The following is a 23,706-nucleotide window of genomic DNA, read 5'->3' as shown; positions in this document are numbered from 1 at the left end:
TCTAGCTACCTGCCCAAGAGCAGATGGTATGGAGAAAAAAACATTTTCCAGACACTAGCTTTATACTACCTTACTTACAAGTTTTTCTAGTACAGAGAGGCTCAAATTCCGAACTTTTTCAAGAAGCCAGGGATCTTTTTGTTCGTAACTCCTGCACGAATTGCTATAGTTTAACGCCATAACACGAAATCCCGATCTTGTAGGGGCGTACAGATGTACATTGGTGTCAACTTCAGCTCAAACGCTGTCCCGCATACGCTTTACCCCACCCCCAACCCCTCCCCTTGCCAAGGGGAGGGGCGGTTTTGGCTTTAGACAAAACCGGGGTGGGGTGACGCGGATAGTGATGGTAAGCGAGTGGACTTAATATCAGGAGATTATAGAGCTTTCAGGTTAAGTTGACACCAATGACATCTGTACGCTCCTACAGGCGATTTATGTGTTGCAAAGATTTTTGGAAATAGTGCTATGTATGTTGAGGTAGGAGCAGTGTCCTTCTCTTGCCTTGCTCGTTCGTGCAACTTACCGTAGGAAAGGACTGATGAAACTCTCAATACGCTACAACAGAAAAAACCCTCTGCTAAACCTGTGAAAAAACGAGTAACACTCACCTTCCCGAAACGCGCCGTGCAAATGCCAGTCACTTACGTACTGGCTAAAGAGTTCAACGTCGCCGCTAATATTATCCGCGCCCAAGTTGCCCCAAATCAAATTGGCAACCTGGTAGTGGAATTATCGGGAGACATCGATCAATTAGATGCGGCGATCGAGTGGATGCGATCGCGTAATGTTAATGTTTCTTCGACGTTAGGCGAAATTGCGATCGACGAGGATGTGTGTGTCCACTGTGGCTTGTGTACTGGGGTTTGTCCTACCGAAGCCCTCACCCTCCAGCCAGAGACGTACAAGTTGACATTCACGCGATCGCGCTGTATCGTCTGCGAACAGTGTATCCCCACCTGTCCCGTACAAGCAATCTCTACTAACATTTAACAATCTAAAATCCCAAATCCAAAATTGAAGTTAGCCCAACTTAAATACATCCGCCATTACACTATCATCACCCACCAGCCTACTTTTTGCTGGAGAGTCATAAACTACCAATAGCGAAGGTATGCCAGTTACATCGTGAAACAGGGTCATTCCCTCAGCATGATCTTCCCGATTCCCATAAGGAATATCTTGCACAAAACTGGGATTGCTGAAGACATTTTCTCGCAAATTCACACCATTTACCCAGCGATAAACTTGCACGGGGCCATCTAAATCCATCGTTGGCCCGGCTAAAATCAACAAATCTTTATCATCTACATACAAATCCCGAATTCCCAAACCATTCAACCAGATAAAATGCTTTTTATATAACTCCTTTAATTCCCCAATTTGCTTTAGTTTCATCAGTCCAGGGGTAGAATCTTCTAACTCTATTTCCAGCACCACAGCCCAACCTCGTAATACAGGCCCGCGCAAACCCAGAAAGACACGGTTTTGATAAATGCCTATACCTTCAATATCAAAGCCATTATCCTTTCCGGGAATTGCTGCTTGAATAAACAAGCCTAAATGGGCATCATCTGCTAAAGCTGTCATCAGCAAATTACCCTGATTCGTCACCTCTAATTTACTGGCAGTCAATTGCACATCTGGCTTTTCGGGATGTGGGCAAGATGAGAATAGCTTACCGTCTATCAGAGGAATTCGTCCTAAAATGTAACGGTTAGGTTCTGATTCAATTTTTGCTAGCCTTTTAAAGTTTTTGGCATCTGTATTTTCGGGTTTGGATTTTTTCCGTTTGTAGCTGTGAGAACCAACAAACCATAAGTAATTATCAGCGTAAGCCAGTCCTTCTATATCAATTTCTTCCTCTTCTGGTGCAGGTAAATCGATAAATTCTGCTACACGAAATTGTTGATGATCTGTAAATTTATCAGTATCAACCAAAGAAAGACGCTCAATAGTTGAAGTTTCATCTGACCCCAACCATAAATACTGCTGATGTGTTAGTAGCAGTGCTGATAAATCTTCTCTATGCTCTTTAAAAGAATCTACAAAAGTCAATAAAACTTGATTTAGCAAATCTAAGTTTGGCATTTTAAATTATATTGATATTTACAAAAATCCTAACCATGCTATTATAATAATATTTTATTATGTAAAATCGTATTTTAAAAACTATAGCTCATGTCAAATTGACGGGATGACATGATTGTAAACCTTTGACAGATATTGCATATTTATAAAATAGGATGCAACTATCAATAGTCATAAGCATACCTGACAATCCCATAGCTAAAACAATATCAAAAGTAGATCCAAATTTTTAAATAACGTTGTTATTATGCAATAACCTCATGAGGTAATCATTCAGATCAATTATGAAATTAGCTACACAACCTACAGTAAAAACTCTTGGTGACTACGCCTACCAAGCGATTGAAAAACACTTTAAGAAAACCTTGAAGTGGGAAAAATCAGTGAAAAAAGATGAAGATCCAGAAGCGCTACACCAAATGCGAGTGGGAATGCGCCGCCTACGCACAGCGGTAACTCGGTTTGGGCTAGCAGTGGATGTGCCGAAAGCAGTCAGCGATAAAAATATTGGTAAAATAGCCCGTCGTCTTGGTAATCTGCGAGATTTAGACGTACTCAAAGAAAGTTTGGAAAACAATTACAAACCAAACTTACCCCGCAAAGAGCAAGAATCGCTGCAAACAGCTTTTACAGCTTTGGCGAAACAACGTGAAGATGTAGAATCGAGCGTACAGAAAACATTAAACGATGAATCTTACAAGTCTTTAAAAGATGCATTGGATAAGTGGTTAGAAAAACCTACTTATCAACCTTTGGCATCTATTGCCATTCAGCAAGTACTACCAGACTTACTTTTACCAGAAGTGAGTAACTTCTTATTGCATCCAGGTTGGCTAATTGGTACTGAAATTGTAGAATCAGAAGTGAAGATCCAGAGAAACTGGAAACCAAAAAAGATAGAAAAACAATTGACAACAGAAGGTGAAAGTCTTCATAGTTTGCGAAAAGAAGCTAAACGTATACGCTATCAAATGGAGTTGTTTACTGACTTATATGGCGATTCTTACGAAGCTTATATTACAGAAGTGAAAAATATCCAAGAAATTTTGGGTATGATGCAAGATAGTGCCGTTTTAACTGACTGGCTTGGAGATGTATATAAGTCAGAAATTCACACTGAGTTGCCCACCCTTGCTAATTTGTTAACTGAAAATCGTTACCAATCGTGGCAGCAGTGGCAACCTTTGCAAGAACGGTATCTGAAAACTGAAACCAGACATAATTTTCATTTAACAATACTGCACCCACTTTCAGGAGTAATCAGTTAAAAGTTACTCTTTGTTGAGAAAGAAACTGAAGTTGTAAAAGAAAGGGCAAGCGCTTCCACTGGCAGCTAATTTTCATGGCAATGTCTTCCCTCGTTCCCAGCCTCCGGCTGGGAATGCCGATTAGTGGGCTGCTGGCTCATAAAATTAGCGGCATCGAAACGAAAGAGCATTTTCAATGCTACCCAAAAACAAGATTTAACGAGATTTTAAAACGACCAGGGATAAAAAAGACGGGTTGCAGCCCGTCTAAATAGCTTGAAAGTGCAAATACACCTTGTATAGTATTGAAAATAACATAATTAGTTTTCTGAGAGTTGCCAATTTGCCAAGTCAGAAAAAGCACAGATATTGAACTGCTACTTGTTTATAACCCTGGGTAAATCCTTTAACCATCTATGTTTGAGGATTTTCGGAAATTGCGTAGGCGTTGGTGTAGCCTCTTCAAGAGTTGCCCGTCCCAGACATCGCCCTCCTTGCAGTGATTGAGCAATTTTCAGCTACTTCCTGCTCTAAAAACAGTAATAATCGCTCTTACAAGATATTGCTTTGTCTAAATCAGTCATAGTAGAAGTTACAGCTAGTGGATATAGAAGTTCCCCTAATGTGTTATCACTACTGGTTTAGTTTGACATAAATTCAACCAGCAACGAAAATCAAGGTTTATAAGCATCAAATATGAACGTTTTACTTCTATACCCCCGCTTTCCAAAAAGTTTTTGGTCTTTTGAAAAAACACTGGCTTTATTAGACCGTAAAGCAATGCTACCGCCTTTAGGCTTAGTAACTGTAGCGGCGATTTTACCACAAGAATGGAATTTCAAGCTAGTAGATCGAAATGTTCGTGTCTGTACAGAAGCAGAATGGGCTTGGGCAGATTTGGTTATTATGTCAGCGATGATTGTGCAAAAAGAAGATTTGCTCTCTCAGATATTGGAAGCAAAGCAGAGAGGTAAGCAAGTCGCTGTGGGTGGGCCTTTCCCGACAGCACTACCGAATGAAATGACATCCGCAGGAGCTGACTATTTGATATTAGACGAAGGGGAAATCACCCTACCCTTATTTGTAGCAGCGATCGCACGCGGCGATCGCACAGGTATATTTCGCTCTGGCGGTGAAAAACCAGATGTCACCAACACTCCAACTCCTCGCTTTGACTTGCTAGAGTTTGAAGCTTATGCAGAGATGTCAGTACAATTTTCCCGTGGGTGTCCCTTCCAGTGTGAATTTTGCGACATTATTGTGCTATACGGTCGCAAACCCCGCACCAAAAACCCAGAGCAACTCTTAGCAGAACTTGATTGTCTCTACAAACTGGGTTGGCGGCGTAGTATTTTTATGGTGGATGACAACTTCATCGGCAATAAGCGGAATGTCAAATTATTTTTGAAGTCCCTTTTGCCCTGGATGGTAGAACATAACTATCCCTTTTCCTTCGCCACAGAGGCTTCAGTTGATTTAGCCCAAGATCAAGAACTGATGGATTTGATGGTAGCGTGTAATTTTGGAGCCGTTTTTCTAGGAATTGAAACCCCCGACGAAGAAAGTCTTACTTTCACTCAGAAATATCAGAATACGCGAGACTCACTCAGTGAGGCGGTGAATAAAATTACCCGCTCAGGGCTGCGAGTCATGGCAGGCTTTATCATTGGGTTTGATGGCGAGAAAGTAGGAGCCGGCGCACGAATTGTCAAGTTTGTCGAGCAAACAGCAATTCCCACAGCGTTATTTAGTATGCTGCAAGCGCTTCCAGATACAGCGCTTTGGCATAGATTAGAAAAGGAAGGAAGACTCCGCAATAAATCTGCCAACATCAACCAAACCACGTTGATGAACTTTGTCCCAACTCGACCTTTAGAAGACATTGCTCGTGAATATGTGCAGGCCTTTTGTGATTTGTATGAGCCAGAGCGGTTTTTGGAGCGTACATACAAACACTTCCGGCTTTTGGGCGAAGCAACCTACCCGAAAAAGGGCAAAGCTGCCAAGAAACCATTGAACTGGAAAGTACTCCGAGCATTTCTGATTATTTGTTGGCGTCAAGGTGTACGTCGTCAGACGCGGTGGCAATTTTGGCGCAACTTGTGGAGTATGTATCAGCATAATCCGGGTGGGGTAAGTAGCTACTTAGCCGTTTGTGCCCAAATTGAGCATTTCTTGGAGTATCGCCAAATTGTCCGAGATGAAATTGAGGCTCAAGTGGCTGAATTTTTGGAAGCAGAAGCTAGGGTAAAACCGGAAGCAGAAGTGATGGAAGTATTAGGAAGCTTAAAAAAATAACTCATAGTACTGAGAGCAAGGTTTAAAACTTCTACTAAACCCCGTCTTTAACAACAGATGCGATCGCCTTCTCAATCACACTTATAGACTATTATTATCTCTAAGTGTGGTTGAATAATCTAAACTTATATCCATACCGCAAAAACCATAACACCTCTCGTTATCATATCCAGATGAATGAGACTGAGGTTAAAGCATTATGTACATCCCAAATGCATTTCGAGAAGATGACATTGATAAACTTGTCGCCTTCATGCCATCGGTGCTGCCATGAAAGAGAATCTTGAAACCAATGAAGAGTGCTGAATGCTGAGTAGAAAGACTGCCCACAAGGGGCGGAGCCTCTAACAACTGCATAAGTACTGAGTAATTCTTAATTCACTCGCTTGTTGAGGCACTCACTACTCAGGACTAAGTAGGGTGAACAATTGCCAGAGTGAAAACCCGCAGTTTCTAGCCGTGGGGAGAGGTCAAGCGAACCTAGAGTATTGTCTAATCAGCTTTGGGGATTATACATAACTATATAGTTCGCAAACAAATAGTTTGTAATACTTAATATTCGAAAAACTAATAATTAGTATTCCATGATATTGTGATTACCAGCACATCTTTTTTTGTATTGATCGTGTAGGCTCATATCTGCTGGGTAAAATTACTAGATAAATTTATGGTAATTCGAGCACCAAGCAGCAGCATCCTTAATTCTGCTGTGCTATTAAAGTTGCTTACAATTCGGTTATTTGGTTTTTGAGCAATTATTAGGTAACTGAACGGTAAGTTTAGTTATTAGAGAGCATTCCATGATTACATTCAGTGTGTAGCAACAGGTGAATGCCTGAATAGCTGACACGAATACCTCAAAGTTTTATGGGGAAAAGATTTTGTCGATATGCTATCCGAGTATTTTTTGGACTTATATCAGCGGTTGAAATTCTAATGCTGTCGTCTTGTCATCAGTCACTTGCCATGTAGGCATCTGGATTTGACCGAGATGTGTCAGGCATTTGAGCAGTTAGGAATTAGCCAACCTCTCGTAGTAACAGTCAAATCTAACTGACGTAGCTATATACAAATCAGCGATACCAACCATAGAGCTACTGCTAAGGCAATTTTAAGAAAAGAAAAAAGCATGAGTACAACACGCAAAATTCGTTTAGGTGCATTCATTCAAGCTACCGGACATCATGTCTCTTCTTGGCGACACCCCGATTCACAAGCAGATGCTGGTCTGAATTTCGAGCATTATAAAGAAATTACCCAAACTGCCGAACGCGGCTTATTCGATGCAGTTTTCTTAGCAGACAGTCCAGGAGTCTGGGGCGGCGCTCCAGAAACTCAGCATCGCAATGGTAAAATTGCCCATTTTGAGCCTGTCACCCTCTTCTCGGCCTTATCCTCTGTAACCCAAAATATCGGCTTCATCTCCACCGCTTCGACCACTTATGAAGAACCCTACACCCTGGCACGGAAGTTTGCTTCCTTAGACTACTTGAGTAAGGGCCGGGCGGGGTGGAATGTAGTCACAACAGGGAATGAGAATGCTGCACGTAATTTCGGACTTGAGCATCACCCCGAACACAGCCAGCGTTATGAACGAGCTGAAGAGTTTGTGGAAGTGGTGAAAGGTCTATGGGATAGTTGGGAAGACGATGCTTTCATCCGTGACAAAGAGTCTGGGGTCTATTTCGACCCGGATAAACTGCATACATTGAACCACAAGGGCAAATATTTCTCTGTAAAAGGCCCTTTAAACGTTGGCCGTCCGCCCCAAGGCTACCCGGTGATTGTTCAGGCTGGAGCCTCAGAATCGGGACGGGACTTAGCTGCACGCACTGCTGAGGCGATTTTCACCGCCAATCAAACCCTAGCCGATGCCCAAGAATTTTATGCTGATATCAAAGGTAGGCTAGCACAATATGGGCGATCGCCAGAGGATCTCAAAATTATGCCTGGTGCTTTCCCAATCATTGGCCGTACCGAATCAGAAGCTCAAGAGAAGTACGAATTTCTGCAATCGTTAATCCATCCCGATGTCGCTTGGGGGATTTTAAAGAACTATTACAAGGGTGTGGATTTGTCGAAATATTCTTTAGATGATGTAGCTCCCGAACTACCCAGCGACACCAACACTAACAAAAGTCGTCTCAAACTAGTCAAAGATTTAGCTACTCGTGGCAGTCTTACGCTGCGTCAGTTGTATCTCTCTCTTGCTACTGCACGAGGTCATCGCACCATACTTGGTACTCCCGAAACCATTGCCGACCAGCTAGAAGAATGGTTCAACAACGGTGCAGCCGATGGCTTTAATATCATGCCGCCAATCCTTCCCACAGGATTGGATGAATTCGTTAACCTAGTCGTTCCCGTTCTACAGAAACGGGGACTGTTCCGTACTGAATACGAAGGCAGTACTTTGCGTGAAAATCTGGGATTGCGTCGTCCAACCAATCGTTTTGTCGCTAAACAATTAGATGAAAGATTGGTGTTGGCGTAAATGACTTTTCATATCTGCACTGTGCTTACAGTGCTGTAGTGTAAATGAATTTTTCACGGATGCTTATGCCATACCTTTTAAATTGCACTTTCTGTAGATCGCCACCTTAGAGAATTTGAAAATTGTCGAGAGACGCGATTGTGGAGAGGAGAGACGCGATAAATCGCCGTCTCTACAAGAAATGTATTTGTCAATAGCAGCATTGGATGCTGAAAAAACCTGTAATTTTTGTGCCGTAGGCAAGGAAAAAACATGACTGAATATAGCCGATTGAAGACCTCACGCTCTGCTGCAATCAGAGCAACCCTTGATTATCCGGTAATCGACACCGATGTTCATACCAATGATTTCACGCCAGCTTTTGAGGATTACATCGCTAAGTACGGCGGCGTGAAACTCGTAGATGAGTTACGTAAGACGGAAGCTTCCCGTCTTAACTCCAAGAGCAACGGTAAAGACTGGTATCAACAAACTCCTGAAGAACGTCAATACAACCGGACAATCCGATCGCCTTGGTGGGCTAGAGTTACTAAAAATACACTGGATCTCGCTACTTACACCCTCCCCGGACTCCTCTATGAGCGTCAGGCGGAGCAAGGATCGGACTATTCGGTACTGTTTCCCAACAATGTTTTAGCACCGGCTGGAGCGAGTGCAGAGAATCGTCAAGCGCTGCAACGTGCAGTCAATCACTATCATGCTGATATCTACCGGAAATATAGCGATCGCCTGACACCGGTTGCTGGCATTCCCTTGACTACTCCCCAAGAAGGCATTGAAGAGCTAGAGTTTGCTGTGAAAACACTGCGTTTAAAGGTGATTAATATCACTGGCGGTGTGAAACGGCCAATCAAAGCGATCGCTGATAAATATCCAGCTGATAAATTCCCCGAAATCGCCAAGTATGCTTCTTATATCGACTTCTACGGATTAGATAGTGAATACGACTACGATCCTTTCTGGGCAAAGGTCGTGGAACTTGGCGTACCCGTTACTACCCATTACGGCAGTCAAGGCTGGACTGGTCGCTCCTCCATCAGTAACTACATGAACAACCATATCGGTCACTTCGCCGATGGTTCGGAAGCATTTGCGAAGGCGTTGTTCTTCGGCGGTGTTACCAAGCGTTTTCCCCAGTTGCGCGTAGCGATGCTGGAAGGTGGTGCAGATTGGGGTGCGCGTGTCTACATTCATTTGGTGGATCGGTTCTTAAAGCGCAATATCAAGGCACTGGAAAATTACAATCCAGCATTGACGAATGCCGATGAGTTGTTTGAAATATTTGAGCGCTACGGTGCAGAAGTTACTCAAGGGCATTCCCTCGATAAGGACGAATTGACCAAGACTGTACTAGGAGCTTCATTCAGCCGTCATAGCCGTGCGCCAATTGGTAGCGAATTGGATGATTTTGCCGCCGCAGGCATTGAAACAATTGAAGACATCCGCGATCGCTGGGTGAATAGTTTCTTCTTTGGTTCCGAGTCCGACGATCGCACGATCGCTACGGCATTCAACGACAAAGCCAATCCCTTGGGAGTCAAAATCAACGCCATCTATTCCTCCGATGTTGGTCACTGGGATGTGCCAGACTTAACTTCCCCCTTGGCTGAAAGCTGGGATCTCGTACAAGAAGGCGTTATTTCCGAAGCCGACTTCAAATCCTATGTATTTGCTAATCCCTACAAGTTTTACACCCAAGCTAACCCCGATTTCTTCAAGGGTACAGCGATCGAATCTAAGGTAAGTAACACCGAATCTAAACAAGTGGACAAGAGCCTAGTAGTGGCATGAAGAGTGCTGAGTACTTCTTAATTCACTCAGGACTTAGGAATTAGCACTAAGTAGGGTAAAAGGCAAGATGAGGGAGCAGAAGAGAAGTTGAGTAATGTTTTTCTCCTCTGCCCCTCTGCCCCTCTGCCCAATGCCCAAATCAAATTAGGAGTCATAACAATGCCTGTTGAACAACGCTCTCACGACACCAACAATGGTTCCTTGCCTTATCTGTTCTCGCCTGTTTCTAACAATGCCAGCAAACCTGCACCCTTAGTACTTTTTCTGCATGGAGGACGCGATCGCGGGACGGATTTGAATGTGCTGCTGAAATGGGGTCTACCTCGTTTCGTAGATTCATCCAACTCCTTACCTTATGTCTTCGCCGCACCCCAGATTCCGGCTGAACAGACTTGGGCAGATCGAGCAGATGATGTGCTTGCTTTGCTTGATGAACTGATCGTTTCTCAGCCTGTCGATCCAGCGCGGGTGATATTGGCTGGGTTCAGCTTAGGCTCGGCGGGGATCTGGCATATCGCTGCTTTACATCCCGATCGCTTCGCCGGTCTAGTACCTGTGTCTGGACGTGTACCAAAAACATTAGCAGAAAGCGAACTAGCTGCACTCAAAAACATTCCCGTTCAGATATTCCAAGGTGGACAGGATAAAAATCTGCCGATTGAGGATACAGAGAATTTTGTTGAGCGTTTACGCAAAGTTGGGGGGAAAGTCGATTTGACAGTGCTACCGGAAGGCGATCATTTTATTGCAGATGAAGTATACGGCGATCCAAAGTTACAACAGTGGCTAATTTCCCAGAACCGCCGTGAAATTTCTGTAGTTGCTTGAGGTGAAATGTTCAAAAACTAACTTGCAATATTCTCTGAGGTAGGCAGCGTTCTGCCTGCCTAACATAACAATATATTAATATCTTCTAGAATCATGAACATAATGCTTCTCAAGTCAAAACCGAACTTTTTCGGCAAAATTAAGTTGAATTATGTCAGATTATCGCAAAGAAATCAGAATTTGTTTTATTGGTGAATCCTTTGTCAATGGCACAGGCGATCCAGAGTTTTTGGGTTGGACAGGTAGAGCGTGCTGCAATGCTGAGTCAAGAGGATACGCTATCACTCATTACAACTTGGGCGTGCGGGCAGAGACAAGTCGGTATCTCAAACAACGTTGGTACTCGGAAGTTTCCTATCGTCTCCCAAAAGAATCCGATGGTCGAGTAGTGTTTTCCTTTGGGGCAAACGATTCAGGATGGGCGGGTAAACAGCAAGGAATCAAACTTTCAGAGTCGATCGCAAATGCTCGCAGTATCTTAAGTCAAGCAAAGCAACTCTATCCGATCTTGATGGTTAGTCCGCCACCCTGCGGTGATAATCAAATTCTTGCCAATCTGTCAGAGGAATTCGCGTTGGTTTGTAATGAACTAGATGTTCCGTATCTTGATGTGTTTTCCAGTTTGGTAAAGTCACCAATCTGGCTAGCAGAAGCAAAAGCCAATGATGGCGCTCACCCAAAAGCAGATGGTTATGCAGAATTTGCTGCGATCGTCCAAAACTGGGAAGGTTGGTTAAATTGGTTCACACCTTAAAAATGCCGATATCGGGCTAATCATGGCTTAGTCGATGTCTTGCATAAGCTTTTAGTTTTGCGATCGCATCGCATTCTATTTAAAAATTTCCACATTTTCTCAATCAACAACATCTTTATGACCTTACCAACTACTAACCTCGGTAAAACTGGATTGACCGTTTCGCGCCTCTGTCTCGGCACTATGACCTTTGGTTTACAGACCGATGAAGAAACTTCCAGGCAAATCCTCGACACCGCCGCCGATGGTGGGATCAACTTTTTGGATACAGCCGACGTTTATCCCCTTGGCGGCGGGCTTGCCACTGCGGGACGCACCGAAGAAATCGTTGGGCGCTGGCTCAAAGGCAAACGCGAACATTTTATCTTAGCTACTAAGTGCGTCGGCCAGGTCGGCCCTGCACCTTGGGATCGGGGTGCTTCGCGGAAACATATTTTGGATGCGATCGATGCTTCCCTGCGACGGTTGGGAACCGATTATATCGACCTGTACCAATTACACTCTGACGATGCTTCAACCCCTCTCGATGAAACTCTGGAAGCGCTGGATGCAGTAGTTCGTGCTGGCAAGGTGCGCTACATCGGGGTTTCTAACTTCTTAGCCTACCGACTCGCCCGCGCCTTGGGTCGTGCCGAGACGCGCAATTTAACAAAGTTCATCTCAATTCAGCCCCGTTACAACCTGTTATTCCGCGAAATTGAGCGAGAACTATTGCCTCTCGCCAAAGAAGAAGGACTGGGTGTAATTTCCTACAATCCTTTGGCGGGTGGTCTACTTACTGGCAAACACAATTTTACTCAAGGCCCCACATCAGGTACGCGTTTTACGTTAGGTGCTGCCGCAGAACGTTATCAAGAGCGTTACTGGCGCGATCGCGAGTTCAATACTGTCGAGGAATTACGCACAGTAGCCGATCTCGCTGGATTTTCCCTCACCACCCTAGCAGTGGCTTGGGTTTTATCTAATCCCATTATCACTGCCCCCATCATTGGCGCTAGCCGTCCAGAACAACTTACTGACAACCTCAAGGCGCTAGAACTAAAACTTGACGACAATTTGAAACAAAAGTTAGACGACCTAACCGCCGAATATCGAAGAGGAGATTCTCTTCGTTAGGAATGATTTTATTTAACAACACCGGACGGTTTATCTAGCCGTCCATTTTTATTTTGCAGAACAGCTTGATGCTACGAGATAAATCTTCATGACGAAAAAGGCCAGACAATCCAAATCTTTTCAACGTGCTCCTGATGCACCAGATTTGCCATCAACTCCATTCAGGTTCATTTTGTATTTCGTGAACCAGTTTCGCTGGTGGTATGTGTTAATGGTGATCCTGGAGGTAATACACGCAACCTGTGGCATCATGTTGCCTTATGCTATTGGCGAGATCATTCGGGGCGTGGCGCGATCGACGGGCGACAGCAAGCCGATTTTTGATGCGATGAAGCAACCCTTGATGTTGTTCATCGGCTTGAGTGTGGGTGAAGTGGTATTTGGGCGCTCGGCTGGACTCTTGCAAACGATTCTCCATCCAATTCACCGACAGCACATTGTGCGATCGCTATATGCCTATTTACAACACCATTCGCATCGCTACTTAAGCAGCAGTTTTTCCGGGGCATTGGCACATCGAATTAGCGAAACTTCTCTGGGTGTTACCCAGACGATGCAAATGATGATTACTGAATTTATGCCAGTAATTGTTGTGTATTCCGTCGCCACGACGATACTGTATCGCGCCTATCCTCCACTGGCTGCACTCGTGGGAATATGGGCAGTTCTCTTCATCAGTATTTCGTTTTGGCTGGCAACTCGCTGCCGATTTTACTCCCGGAAAGCCGCAGCCGCCAGAAGCGAGACAACTGGCATCATCGTAGATACAGTCACAAATCTCACTAGTAGCCGACTATTTGCTCGCTTTGGTTTTGAACGGCGCTATTTGAATGAGCAATTAAGGCGCGAACTCAAACACGTGAGAGAGTCCAACTGGTACTCGGAGCGGATTCGCTGGTTTCAGTTCATCTCAGCAGCTATTTTGAAAATCAGCACCTTGTATTACTCGCTCTTTCTCTGGAGTCAAGGAAAGATCGCTACTGCTGACTTTGTTGTAGCAACTAGCTTATCACTGTTGATCATCAGTGAAGCTCGCAATTTGAGCCGCCGCTTTCTGGAATTTTTTGAACATGTTGGGAATGTCGCCAATGGTGTCTTCACCATCGTTCAACCGCACGAGTTGGTCGATCGCGAGAAAGCGATCGCCCACTCAATCACTCAAGGTAAGATTGAGTTTCGGCGGGTGAATTTCAACTATACAGATGAGAAGAAAGTTTTCAACAACCTTTCTGTCACCATTCAAGCGGGACAACGTGTGGGACTGGTAGGCTTGTCCGGTTCTGGAAAATCCACCTTTGTCAATCTGATTCTGCGTTTATTCGACCCACAATCTGGACAGATTATCATTGATGGGGTCGATATTCGAGATATGACTCAGGATGCTTTACACGCTCAGATCAGCTTGATTCCCCAAGATCCATCTCTGTTCCATCGCACTTTGCTGGAAAATATTCGTTACGGACGCTTGGATGCAACCGATGAGGAAGCGATCGAGGCTTCGCGAAAGGCTCATGCTCACGATTTTATCGTTCAAAGTAAGGATGGTTACAATTCTCTGGTGGGCGAACGTGGTGTCAAGTTGTCTGGAGGACAAAGACAGCGGATTGTGATTGCGCGGGTAATCCTCAAAGATGCGCCGATTTTGATTTTAGATGAAGCCACCTCTAGCCTTGATTCAATCACTGAAAAAGCGATCCAAGATACCCTCGACTTAGCAATGAATGGGAAAACGGTCATCGTCGTAGCTCATCGATTATCTACCATCGTCCATCTAGATAGAATTTTGGTGTTTGACAAAGGTCGAATTATCGAAGATGGTTCCCACGCCAAACTGCTATCACTCGGCGGCGCTTACTATAGATTATGGAAAATGCAAGCGGGTGGATTTCTACCGGAAAATCTCGACGAGGTTCGTACTGGCACAGATAACGTCGAAGAGGGAATGATCGCTTGACATTTGCCGCTACTTGAGGTTTATTTGCAAATTCAATTCAAGAATTGTCCGAGAAAGAGTCCACAAAACTAAACTAATGTAATTGAAGTAGTGGCGTGTCAAGACTAAATTTGTGCATTAGCAAAGTCTTGTGGGATGGGCTTCTAGCCCGTCCTAATTTGCGGGCAAGACTTCGGCGTGAGCGCTCAGTCGAACGCTGCCCGCCCCACAAGAAAATTTATTGCAACATTTTAGCCTTGACACGTCACTACTGGAGTGTTTCAAAAATTAAATATGAGTTTTATATGATACTTCTAGTGGTGAACAAAACCAACTCAGTTTCCAACTTATCTCATTAAAGCTTGAAAACCTGCTTGTACAAAATGCCGATCAAAAGTTAAAGCTTGAGAGACTTCAGCTTGCTTCATAACTACAAACGAAATACAATCAACTAAACCCCATGCTTTATCTTGATGGGTTTTGTAAAGTGTGAATGCTTGTGCGAATAATTCTGGAGTGAGTCGCACAATTTCTACTTCATCTGAGCCAAAGAAATGCTCGATAATTTCAACAGCCTCATTTTTGTAGTTACGAGCTAGTGCATTACCAATTTCTAAAAGTACTGCATCAGTTGTGATTAAGGGTTGAGTTTCTAAGCTATCGGCTAATTCGGAGGCTCGCTGGTGATATTGGTCACGCTGATTAATTAGTGCTACCACAAATAACGTATCAACAAAGATTTTATTTCTCACCCTCATCCCCAGCTAGATAAGAATCAAGATTGCTAGCGAAATCCTCTGGGGCATTTATCTTGATTTGCTTTAATTTTGACATGAAACTCGGTTTTTTAAGATGTTGTTTAGATTGGGCAAAATCTTGGATTAAAAGATATAGTTCATCTAGATATTCTTCGTTAAGGCTATCAATTTCAGCGTGAATTTTGTCTTTTGCAGTCATTTCTACCTTTCTTGTAAATACCATACTCATTGTAACTTTTTAGGATAACTGGAGAGCGATCGCACCTCCCCACAAACCCAATACCCGTAGATGCAACGCGGCTTGTCGTTAGACATCGCACCTCCACAAACCCCAAACGCGATTCCCGTTGAGCATACAATATAGAAAAGCAAGTTATCTGTAATCTCTATGGAAAAGCTCAATATTAAAGAAGAAGCTCGAAAGCTAATTGATAAATTACCTGCTAACTCAACATGGGATGACCTCATGTATGAGATTTATGTTAGGCAAGTTGTGGAAGCTGGACTTGCTGAGAGTCAAGCTGGTAAAGTAATTTCCGTACAGGAAGTTAGGGCAAAATTTGGACTACCAGAGTGAAAGTTTTTTGGACAGAAACAGCCGTAGAAAACCTATCTGCAATTTATACTTACATTGCCCAGAATTCACCTCGGTACGCAACCAGGATTATTGACCGTATAACCAAACGTTCCTAGCAGCTTGCGAATTCCCTATATCTGGTCGAATTGTACCAAAGTTTGAAACCGAGCAAATTCGGGAAGTTATTGAAGGTTCATATCGAATTATCTATTACATCAAGCCCGAACAAATTGATGTACTTGCTGTTATACATGGGGCACAGGAAATTACACCAAGTATAGAATGAATAGCGATCGCACCTCCACAAACCAAACGCGATCGCTCTCCCAAACCAATCAAGCAAACGCGATCGCCCTTCCCCACAAAACCCAAATGCGTAGACGCAACGCGGCTTGTCGTTAGACATCGCACATCGCCCAGATCCTTTTACTCCGGTAAACCCTCTAAAATCTCCCGTACTGCCTTAGACCAATATTCATCTTGATACTCAACATATATCTGCAACGCTGTCTGCAAATTAGCCCTAGCCTCTGCATAGTTTTGCTCTGCTTGTGCAAGCCTTCCTAAACAATAAAGCGTGAGACCTTGCGAATAGCGATCGCCAAATTCGATATATATTTCCAGAGCTTGTTGATAATAATCCTGTGCCTGGTCGTATTCCCGCAACTTTTGGGCAACGCCTCCCAAATTGTGGTAAGTGCTAGCACTCGAATAGCGAGCGCCAAATTCGATTTTGATTTCCAGGGCTTGTTGATAATAATCCCGTGCTTGGTCGTATTGGCGCAACTGTTGGGCAACCCTTCCCAACTGGTGGCAAGTGCTAGCACTCGAATAGCGATCGCCAAATTCGATTTCGATTTCTAGGGCTTGTTGATAATAATCCCGTGCCTGGTCGTATTGGCGCAACTGTTGGGCAACCATTCCCAACTGGTGGTAAGTGCTAGCACTCAAATAGCGATCGCCAAATTCGATTTCGATTTCCAGGGCTTGTTGATAATAATCCCGTGCCTGGCCGTATTCCTGCAACTGTTGGGCAACCATTCCCAACTGGTGGTAAGTGCTAGCACTCGAATAGCGATCGCCAAATTCGATTTTGATTTCCAGGGCTTGTTGATAATAATCCCGTGCCTGGTGGAACTGCCGCATCTTTAGAGAGACATTACCTAAATAAAACAAGGAATTGGCGACAGCAGAACGATTTTTTTGCTTTTTGGCAATATCTAAAGCTTGTTGATGATAGCTATTTGCACTTTCAAACTGTCGTTGCTGCTGATAGCTTTTACCTAACTGATTGATAACTTCGATTTCTAAGGAATAATCAGGAAATTGCTTGGCAATTTTCCCAGCTTTTTCTAAATATTCTCTAGCTTTGATTGGTTTGTGCTGGCTTAAATATGCTTTGCCCAATTCATTTAAAATATTACAGCAACTGCGGAGATGTTCTGGGCTGGGTATTTCTCCAGTTGGGTGATATTCCATCAACAGGCCATGTAATAAGTCGATACGTTCTTGTTGTTCTGGTGTTGGTAAGCGTTCTATATTTATGTCTGTATTCAGAGTATTGGCAATTGCCCTATCTCTAGTCAATTCTGTAGTTTTAAAGCGAAATAAACCTGATTTCCAAGCCCAAAAATCAGGTGCAAATTTTGCTAACCGCGAAATTGCATAATCTGGCAAGATAAATAAAAGCGGATGGGGTACGGTTTGACGATAAGAATCACGGACGAAGTTTAAATCCTGTAAAACTGGGGGATAATCTCCAAAAACACCAATAGATTTTTCTAAATTTAGAATCAATAAAACAAGTTTCTTATTTGTTTCTTTAGTAATTTTGGCTAATTGCTGCAACAACTCATCCCGCAGAAATCGCAAATTCTTCTCAGGAAAATCTAAAACCACAAATTGGATTTCTTGACATTGAGGATTCTGTTCCAATCCAGCAATTAATAAGTCTATATCGGGTGTAAAGTTAATTTCAATAAAACCTAATGTAAATTTTTCTGCAAAATCGACAAATGTCACTAATTCAGCGAATTCATCTTGATTATAGGCAATAAATTTACCTATTTCGGCTTGAAGTTCACTGTTTTTGTGCTGATTGGAGAGCTTCTTGGAAGAACTCATTTCGCTTCACCACTGGATTTGGATAATTCCACCGTTTATCACCGTTATATTCCAACACGGAAGTATTAAATAACATTAATTGTCCAATTTCATCTTTACTGACATTTTTAGTTAAGCAAACCTGAGCCAAATGAGCGTAATGTTCTTCAGGAATAAACCGCTCAAAACTAAATTGTTGCTGTTTAACTGCATACTCTATATCTTCTGAGATAATTTTTGCGTGTTTTTTGGTACTCGCTGTTTGACATGCAGAGCGCATCATTTGCATTAACTGACGCACATGGCCACCACTTGCTTTTGCTAATTCTAATAATTGATTACGGCTCTCAAAAATTGCATCAATATCAACCCGCTTTTCAATTACACTTGCCATCGCATCTAAGCCCGTCTGATGATAATTTAGATCGCATTTATGCCGTTCAAATTCATAGATATTAATCATCGGCACAATATGAGGATTACCATCAAATTGATTTAGGGGATTTTTCGGCGAGCAAAGAATTGAAATTGGTACTGTATAAATGATTGTACAATTTAATTCTTGCATCTGAGCCGCATAATCAAAGAACAAATGTTCTGCTACGACAGGAGGAACCCGATCCAAATTATCGAAGATAATTAATAAACCTTTACATTGAGGAAATTTTTGCCGCAATTTTGCGTAAGCGTCGCTTAATAACAGATTAGTATCAGATTTGAGGCGAGATAAATCTTTTTCTAGAGTTTGCCGAATAGTTGTCTTTTGCTTGTCCGAGCCTTTAATTTGTGCCAGCAATTTGACCATTAGTTTGGCGATAAATGGCGCAGTAGGGCTGAGAGTGGCTTCTGCCTCGACGTTGACTGATTTTTCGACACTTTGCTCGTTTTCTTGAGTAATGTCTTTAAACCATGATTCAAAACTTTTTAATAAATCTTGATTAAAAGTCAAACCTAATTTTCGTAATTCAAATTCAACTTGTTTAATTACAATCAAATATAAATCTGTATACCGGGTATCATTAATATCTGTCTCTTCATTGGCTTCCAAATAAATAACCCGATAATTATTTTCCCAAAGACTCTGAATTTTTTTTAACTCCGTACTTTTACCACAACCGCGATGTCCGGTAAATAAAATTGTTGTAAAATCACCTGCTTCTTGAAAATCCAAAACTGTACTGACATTATCAATAGCCGAAGTTTTCCGCACCAGCGACAGATCGACATAATACCGTTCCATTTCTGCTGGTTCAAGCGGCTCAACATTACAAGCTAAAAAAGCCGCTTTAAGAGTATTCGCACGCTGAAAACTTGAGTGAGGCATTCTTTTGAGCAGATAACAATCACCAACTTTTAAATTTTAAGCGATCGCCCATCAAATTTAGCAAACACAGCTATAGAACTCATAACACTCCGCGCGTAAGGAAAGGAAATTAGTTATGATTCCTACACTCATTGCATCCCAAACAGCCAAAGCTATGCGTTGTCTCCCCTTTCCTTGGTATCAGCACTCATAACTCGCTTAACCCTGAAAACTAGTTGCCAAAATTGAAGCGTTTGCAACAATTGCTCTTTCATGTATAAGAAAGGCTTAAGTATTTCCAAGAAATGTATAAACAGTTGCTGCAAAGGCTTCATACTTTGCAACAATTGCTGCGTCATGTATAAGAAAGGTTTAAGTATTTCCAAGAAATGTATAAGCAATTGCTGCAAAGGCTCCATGCTTTGCAACAATTGCTCCTTTATCTATAAGAAACGTTTAAATCATTGCAGCAATCGTTGTAATTAACTTATGAGTTGCTCTATAGTGCGTCACTTCGGCTGCGCCAACGGCATGGTTCGACTCCGCTCACCAGCCGCTCAGTGACCGTTGTAGACATCGCAAACCGTCTCCATGAGCATAGCTTGGCGCAGATAGCATCAATTCTCGCTAATTACTGCTGTAAGTCAACCTGGTAGAGAAACAGAAAGGGGTGCGTCCCAGTTTTTATTTTGCACTGCGAGAATAACTGTCATTGCGATCGCGCAGCGTGTCACAGACAAGCAATTGCATGGACTAGTTCTTAGTTGGAGATTTTGCGATCGCTTCTCTACGAGACGCTACGCGAACGCTTCACTTTGTTTCGCTCGCAATGACATACAAAAAAGTGGGATGCTCCCACAGAAAATGCGATCGCAATCAGCTGAGAAACATTGAATTTACGTTAACAGTATTGTTGTTTTTTAAACAGTGACAACAGCAAACACACGAGTCCCATTACTACCAATGGCACTGAAGAAGCAGATTCTGGCACAGGCTGAGGGTTTTGCACAGGCTGATAATTGATGAAATTTCCTTGAATTGGACTGAGTGATGCCAAAAGTTGCTCAATATCGCTAGATATATCAGTATCATTACCAACACTTTTAGAAGAGATGAGGCGGTTAAAGGTTTGGCTACTCGATTCATCAAAATCTCCTGTGAACCCAAGAAAATTTTGACCTATTTTACCTATAAGAGAGTCAATCAGATTGTTAACATCAGTTTTTATCCCTAATGGGGATAACTTTAAACTGCTGATATTATTGACGTTTCCAATCTTTGTATTATCAGTATTTGTTAACCAATTGCCATTACCAATAATTTCATTTCCATTGGTAAAAACCCAGTTACCATTACCAATAATTGTGTTATCAGTGCCGAAGTCCCAATTGCCGTTTCCAATGGTTGCGTTGTCACTGCCAAAGTGCCAATTTCCATTACCTAGTGTTGCATTATTACTGCCGTTGTCCCAATCCCAGTTGCCATTGCCAAGGGTTGTGTTACTCTTTCCAAATAGCCAGTTGCCATTACCAATGGTTGCGTTGTCATTATTAAAGTTCCAGTTACCATTACCAATGGTTGCACTGTTACTGCCATAATCCGAGTTAAAATTACCAATAGTCGCGTTATTACTACCAAAGTTCTTATTACCTTTCCCAACCGGTGCGTTGCTCTGATTAAAGGTTTGGCTACCTGAATTAGATGTATTGCCAGTGTTACTAAAAGGTATATTGTTACCAAGAACTTCTTTCAACGGATCGAAAGGCGATTGTTGAAGCAGACTTCCAGCACCTGCGATCGCATTACCACCACCTGGAATCGCATTACCACCGCCTGGAATCGCATTACCACCGCCTACAAACGGGTTACTACCACCTGCAAATGGGTTACTTCCTCCTAGAATCGCATTACCGTTACCTGCAAATGGGTTAGTAGCCCCACTTGGAATCGCATTACCGTTACCTGCCAAAGGGTTAGTAGCCCCACTTGGAATCGGATAACCACTGTTTGCAAAAGGATTACTACCTCCTGCCAATGTGTTGTCAATACCTTTGAAAAAGTTATCACCCAAAACTAACTTTAATCGATCAAAGATTAATTGCTGAAGCCCACTGCCACCATCACCTGCAAACGGGTTAATACCGCCACCTGGAATAGGATTGTTACCGTTACCTAATAACAGATTGCTACCACCCGTCAACAGGCTGCCTTTAGCAGCAGACAAACTGTCATTGGCAGCAAAGGAATTACTGTTATATAGGTTGCTAGCGCCACCTGCACTTAATGGATTAAATCCAGCATTTATGGGATTGACAGCAGACGCTTCCATTAGCACTAATTCTCCTATTTTTAGTTAAAAAATTATGGGGTCTTCAGTACTTCTTATACCAATTATGAATTTGCTAAACCCAAAATCTCTCTAAAATAAAGGCTTTAATAATCTTACCGTCAAACTAACAGAAGATATTGCCTAAAGCTTTACCTGAGAAGAGTTTCGGGCGTAAAATAGCAAACTAGTACAACAAGGCAGAAGGCACATCAGCGATAATACACGCTTTTCCGGTTTATCGAATAATATGTTTATTTGCGCCAAGCTGTACTAGCATACTACGTACTAAAGAACTCATCATTGTTCCTTTCTATTTATCTGCTGATTTTCGCAAATATTGTATTAAGCGAAGGGGTTTTGTCCACCAGTAGGAAATGCCGAGGTTTGTCCATCAGTAGGAAATGGCGAGGTTTGTCCATCAGTAGGAAATGGCGAGGTTTGTCCACCAGTAGGAAATAGCGAGGTTTGTCCACCAGTAGGAAATGGCGAGGTTTGTCCACCAGTAGGAAATGGCGAGGTTTGTCCACTACCCACTCCCTTGTCAAGCTTTGAGTTAACTAGCTTGTCAATAGTATCCCTCAAAGTTAACCCGTCCGGTATTTCAGTTGTGCTAATACCATAGGTCTGGCCAGCAGCACCAGTCAAAGGGTCTCTACCTTGGTTACTACTACCTGGGGATGGGCTACCGCCTGCCGATGAGCTACCGCCTCCAAATGGGCTACCACCTGCCGATGAGCTACCGCCTCCAAATGGGCTACCGCCTGCCGATGAGCTACCGCCTGCCGATGAGTTACCGCCTGCCGATGAGTTACCGCCTCCCAATGGGCTACCACCTGCCGATGAGTTACCGCCTCCAAATGGGCTACCACCTGCCGATGAGTTACCACCGCCTGTGGATGAGCTACCACCAACTTTGGATGGGTTGACACCGCCTGCAAAGATATTCCAGAAGTTGTCACCAGCGAAAGGATCGCCACCATAGGGTAAATCAGGCTGACCGCCACCAGCACCACCGGCACCACCAAATGGGCTACTGCCACTAGCACCACCACCTTCTCCATTACCAACACCACTAAATATCTTGGTGAGACCTTCTTTACCGACAACTCCTTCCAAGCGACCGAAGGGTGATTGGCTAATCGAATTGTTCCCACTAGTAGAGGAGTTACCGCTACCGCTACCACTATTACTTGGATTTTCTGCCATTAGATTAATCCTCATTATTGGATAAAGATTTTGCTAGCATCACAACATAAAATAGATAAAAATTAAGTCTATTTCATGGCTGCTTTGTTGTCTTTATTGTTAGCAAAACTAGTTAGTAGCTATTAAATTACTTGGTTATCTTTGTTAAGTGGAGATAATCAATTCTTAATCAATACTACCTATTTACACTTACAATTTATATGATTGAATTTTGAAACACAATGAAAAATATTTTGATATATTTATCAAACTTGTAGATATTTTTAGACAAGAATTTAAAAAATTAACTGATATGTTTGTAAGTAGGTGTAGATAAATAAACTTAAACTATGTAACTAAGCATAAAAGGCTCAAAACCTTTGCGGTTGCTTTGTTCCACTCGTAATAACGTAGTTATGAATTTTCCCGCCTACCTACTTAATAACAGAATTCAACTTGGTTAGACATTATATTGCAATGAATAATATTTTGATAAATTTACCAAATTTTTAGATATCTAATTAATTTGCGTTTAACCGGGCTTCTATCACTTTTAGCCGATGTAATACCGCCAGACTGATAACAATAAATAGCACGGTTTCTAATACACTGCAATACGCTGCATCATATTAAGTAGAACGGCGTGAATAATTCAAGGTTTGTAGTGAGGGCTGAAGCCCTCAGAAGAGGACTAAAGCCCTCACTACAAAATAATCTCAAGATTTTTTACATTACTTAATCTAGTTTGATTTATTCTTACCGATTTACTTAGCCCTCTTCTGTCACTTTCCGAAATAAGCAAGTAGTAACAAAGTGAAATTATCCAGAAGCATAACAGGTTTTAAATTGATTCATTGCACTAATTAATTGATTGAATCCCAGCAATAATTTAGAATTGG

General features: G+C 42.6%; 18 protein-coding genes and 1 pseudogene. 11 read left to right on the top strand and 8 right to left on the bottom strand.

Annotated features, from left to right (window positions below):
- The first annotated feature begins 588 nt into the window (after positions 1 to 588).
- Positions 589 to 993: an NIL domain-containing protein gene (locus AC1F2U_RS00095; RefSeq protein ID WP_480259290.1), complete on the top strand. Its 405-nt coding sequence runs from the start codon at positions 589 to 591 to the stop codon at positions 991 to 993.
- A gap of 30 nt (positions 994 to 1,023) precedes the next feature.
- Here AC1F2U_RS00095 and AC1F2U_RS00090 read toward each other — a convergent pair whose 3' ends face one another.
- Entirely contained in the window at positions 1,024 to 2,091 is a 1,068-nt protein-coding gene (locus AC1F2U_RS00090; RefSeq protein WP_480259289.1) for a DUF3616 domain-containing protein, read from the bottom strand.
- A 284-nt stretch (positions 2,092 to 2,375) separates the two neighbouring features.
- On the opposite strand from AC1F2U_RS00090, the gene AC1F2U_RS00085 reads away from it, so the two are divergent.
- From AC1F2U_RS00085 to AC1F2U_RS00050, 8 genes are all read left to right on the top strand, one after another.
- Entirely contained in the window at positions 2,376 to 3,359 is a 984-nt protein-coding gene (locus tag AC1F2U_RS00085) for a CHAD domain-containing protein (RefSeq protein WP_480259288.1), read from the top strand.
- A gap of 675 nt (positions 3,360 to 4,034) precedes the next feature.
- Positions 4,035 to 5,636, top strand: coding sequence for a B12-binding domain-containing radical SAM protein (locus AC1F2U_RS00080; protein WP_480259287.1), 1,602 nt, complete (start codon positions 4,035 to 4,037; stop codon positions 5,634 to 5,636).
- A 1,129-nt stretch (positions 5,637 to 6,765) separates the two neighbouring features.
- On the top strand, positions 6,766 to 8,130 hold the full coding sequence (locus AC1F2U_RS00075; protein ID WP_480259286.1) for an LLM class flavin-dependent oxidoreductase: 1,365 nt from the start codon (positions 6,766 to 6,768) through the stop codon (positions 8,128 to 8,130).
- Positions 8,131 to 8,382: 252 nt separating this feature from the next.
- Positions 8,383 to 9,921, top strand: a complete 1,539-nt coding sequence (locus tag AC1F2U_RS00070) for an amidohydrolase family protein (RefSeq protein WP_480259285.1) — start codon at positions 8,383 to 8,385, stop codon at positions 9,919 to 9,921.
- A gap of 159 nt (positions 9,922 to 10,080) precedes the next feature.
- Positions 10,081 to 10,749, top strand: a complete 669-nt coding sequence (locus AC1F2U_RS00065; protein ID WP_480259283.1) for a carboxylesterase family protein — start codon at positions 10,081 to 10,083, stop codon at positions 10,747 to 10,749.
- 151 nt (positions 10,750 to 10,900) lie between these two features.
- Positions 10,901 to 11,503, top strand: a complete 603-nt coding sequence (locus AC1F2U_RS00060) for a GDSL-type esterase/lipase family protein (protein WP_480259281.1) — start codon at positions 10,901 to 10,903, stop codon at positions 11,501 to 11,503.
- 117 nt (positions 11,504 to 11,620) lie between these two features.
- Positions 11,621 to 12,619: an aldo/keto reductase gene (locus AC1F2U_RS00055; RefSeq protein WP_480259280.1), complete on the top strand. Its 999-nt coding sequence runs from the start codon at positions 11,621 to 11,623 to the stop codon at positions 12,617 to 12,619.
- Positions 12,620 to 12,707: 88 nt separating this feature from the next.
- Positions 12,708 to 14,573, top strand: a complete 1,866-nt coding sequence (locus tag AC1F2U_RS00050; protein WP_480259279.1) for an ABC transporter ATP-binding protein — start codon at positions 12,708 to 12,710, stop codon at positions 14,571 to 14,573.
- A 326-nt stretch (positions 14,574 to 14,899) separates the two neighbouring features.
- Here AC1F2U_RS00050 and AC1F2U_RS00045 read toward each other — a convergent pair whose 3' ends face one another.
- Both AC1F2U_RS00045 and AC1F2U_RS00040 read right to left on the bottom strand, forming a co-directional pair.
- Positions 14,900 to 15,310, bottom strand: a complete 411-nt coding sequence (locus tag AC1F2U_RS00045; protein WP_480259278.1) for a type II toxin-antitoxin system VapC family toxin — start codon at positions 15,308 to 15,310, stop codon at positions 14,900 to 14,902.
- The gene (locus AC1F2U_RS00040) at positions 15,294 to 15,509 is read right to left on the bottom strand and encodes a hypothetical protein (RefSeq protein WP_292819901.1); all 216 of its coding nucleotides are present in this window, start codon (positions 15,507 to 15,509) and stop codon (positions 15,294 to 15,296) included. The genes AC1F2U_RS00045 and AC1F2U_RS00040 overlap by 17 nt, the downstream gene beginning before the upstream one ends.
- 189 nt (positions 15,510 to 15,698) lie before the next feature.
- Between AC1F2U_RS00040 and AC1F2U_RS00035 the strand changes: the two genes are divergently transcribed.
- Together AC1F2U_RS00035 and AC1F2U_RS00030 are read left to right on the top strand one after the other, a co-directional pair.
- Positions 15,699 to 15,887 carry a hypothetical protein gene (locus AC1F2U_RS00035; RefSeq protein ID WP_094347334.1) on the top strand — a complete coding sequence of 63 codons (189 nt, stop codon included), beginning with the start codon at positions 15,699 to 15,701 and terminating at the stop codon, positions 15,885 to 15,887.
- Positions 15,888 to 16,020: 133 nt separating this feature from the next.
- Positions 16,021 to 16,092, top strand: a pseudogene (locus tag AC1F2U_RS00030) (type II toxin-antitoxin system RelE/ParE family toxin); the annotation flags it as partial.
- 5 nt (positions 16,093 to 16,097) lie between these two features.
- Here the strand turns inward: AC1F2U_RS00030 and AC1F2U_RS00025 are convergent.
- The 5 genes from AC1F2U_RS00025 to AC1F2U_RS00005 all read right to left on the bottom strand — a co-directional run bounded on the left by AC1F2U_RS00025 (position 16,098) and on the right by AC1F2U_RS00005 (position 22,828).
- Positions 16,098 to 16,298, bottom strand: a complete 201-nt coding sequence (locus AC1F2U_RS00025; protein ID WP_480259277.1) for a hypothetical protein — start codon at positions 16,296 to 16,298, stop codon at positions 16,098 to 16,100.
- Between the two features lie 15 nt (positions 16,299 to 16,313).
- The gene (locus tag AC1F2U_RS00020; RefSeq protein ID WP_480259276.1) at positions 16,314 to 18,011 is read right to left on the bottom strand and encodes a tetratricopeptide repeat protein; all 1,698 of its coding nucleotides are present in this window, start codon (positions 18,009 to 18,011) and stop codon (positions 16,314 to 16,316) included.
- A complete protein-coding gene (locus AC1F2U_RS00015; protein ID WP_480259275.1) occupies positions 17,968 to 19,314 on the bottom strand; it encodes a P-loop NTPase fold protein in 1,347 nt (448 codons plus the stop codon). The genes AC1F2U_RS00020 and AC1F2U_RS00015 overlap by 44 nt, the downstream gene beginning before the upstream one ends.
- Positions 19,315 to 20,194: 880 nt before the next feature.
- Positions 20,195 to 21,622, bottom strand: a complete 1,428-nt coding sequence (locus AC1F2U_RS00010; RefSeq protein ID WP_480259274.1) for a hypothetical protein — start codon at positions 21,620 to 21,622, stop codon at positions 20,195 to 20,197.
- A gap of 342 nt (positions 21,623 to 21,964) precedes the next feature.
- On the bottom strand, positions 21,965 to 22,828 hold the full coding sequence (locus AC1F2U_RS00005) for a hypothetical protein (RefSeq protein WP_480259273.1): 864 nt from the start codon (positions 22,826 to 22,828) through the stop codon (positions 21,965 to 21,967).
- Positions 22,829 to 23,706 lie beyond the last annotated feature (878 nt).

This window comes from Nostoc sp. LEGE 12454 (assembly GCF_056620565.1).
This window is presented reverse-complemented; position numbering and strand designations above follow the sequence as displayed.

Excerpts from the sequence above, each read along its gene's own strand:
- AC1F2U_RS00040 (WP_292819901.1), bottom strand. The coding sequence starts at position 15,509 with ATGACTGCAAAAGACAAAATTCACGCTGAAATTGATAGCCTTAACGAA.
- AC1F2U_RS00080 (WP_480259287.1), top strand. The coding sequence starts at position 4,035 with ATGAACGTTTTACTTCTATACCCCCGCTTTCCAAAAAGTTTTTGGTCT.
- AC1F2U_RS00035 (WP_094347334.1), top strand. The coding sequence starts at position 15,699 with ATGGAAAAGCTCAATATTAAAGAAGAAGCTCGAAAGCTAATTGATAAA.
- AC1F2U_RS00075 (WP_480259286.1), top strand. The coding sequence starts at position 6,766 with ATGAGTACAACACGCAAAATTCGTTTAGGTGCATTCATTCAAGCTACC.
- AC1F2U_RS00060 (WP_480259281.1), top strand. The coding sequence starts at position 10,901 with ATGTCAGATTATCGCAAAGAAATCAGAATTTGTTTTATTGGTGAATCC.
- AC1F2U_RS00010 (WP_480259274.1), bottom strand. The coding sequence starts at position 21,622 with ATGGAAGCGTCTGCTGTCAATCCCATAAATGCTGGATTTAATCCATTA.
- AC1F2U_RS00090 (WP_480259289.1), bottom strand. The coding sequence starts at position 2,091 with ATGCCAAACTTAGATTTGCTAAATCAAGTTTTATTGACTTTTGTAGAT.
- AC1F2U_RS00045 (WP_480259278.1), bottom strand. The coding sequence starts at position 15,310 with ATGAGGGTGAGAAATAAAATCTTTGTTGATACGTTATTTGTGGTAGCA.
- AC1F2U_RS00050 (WP_480259279.1), top strand. The coding sequence starts at position 12,708 with ATGACGAAAAAGGCCAGACAATCCAAATCTTTTCAACGTGCTCCTGAT.
- AC1F2U_RS00070 (WP_480259285.1), top strand. The coding sequence starts at position 8,383 with ATGACTGAATATAGCCGATTGAAGACCTCACGCTCTGCTGCAATCAGA.
- AC1F2U_RS00005 (WP_480259273.1), bottom strand. The coding sequence starts at position 22,828 with ATGGCAGAAAATCCAAGTAATAGTGGTAGCGGTAGCGGTAACTCCTCT.
- AC1F2U_RS00085 (WP_480259288.1), top strand. The coding sequence starts at position 2,376 with ATGAAATTAGCTACACAACCTACAGTAAAAACTCTTGGTGACTACGCC.
- AC1F2U_RS00065 (WP_480259283.1), top strand. The coding sequence starts at position 10,081 with ATGCCTGTTGAACAACGCTCTCACGACACCAACAATGGTTCCTTGCCT.
- AC1F2U_RS00020 (WP_480259276.1), bottom strand. The coding sequence starts at position 18,011 with ATGAGTTCTTCCAAGAAGCTCTCCAATCAGCACAAAAACAGTGAACTT.
- AC1F2U_RS00055 (WP_480259280.1), top strand. The coding sequence starts at position 11,621 with ATGACCTTACCAACTACTAACCTCGGTAAAACTGGATTGACCGTTTCG.
- AC1F2U_RS00015 (WP_480259275.1), bottom strand. The coding sequence starts at position 19,314 with ATGCCTCACTCAAGTTTTCAGCGTGCGAATACTCTTAAAGCGGCTTTT.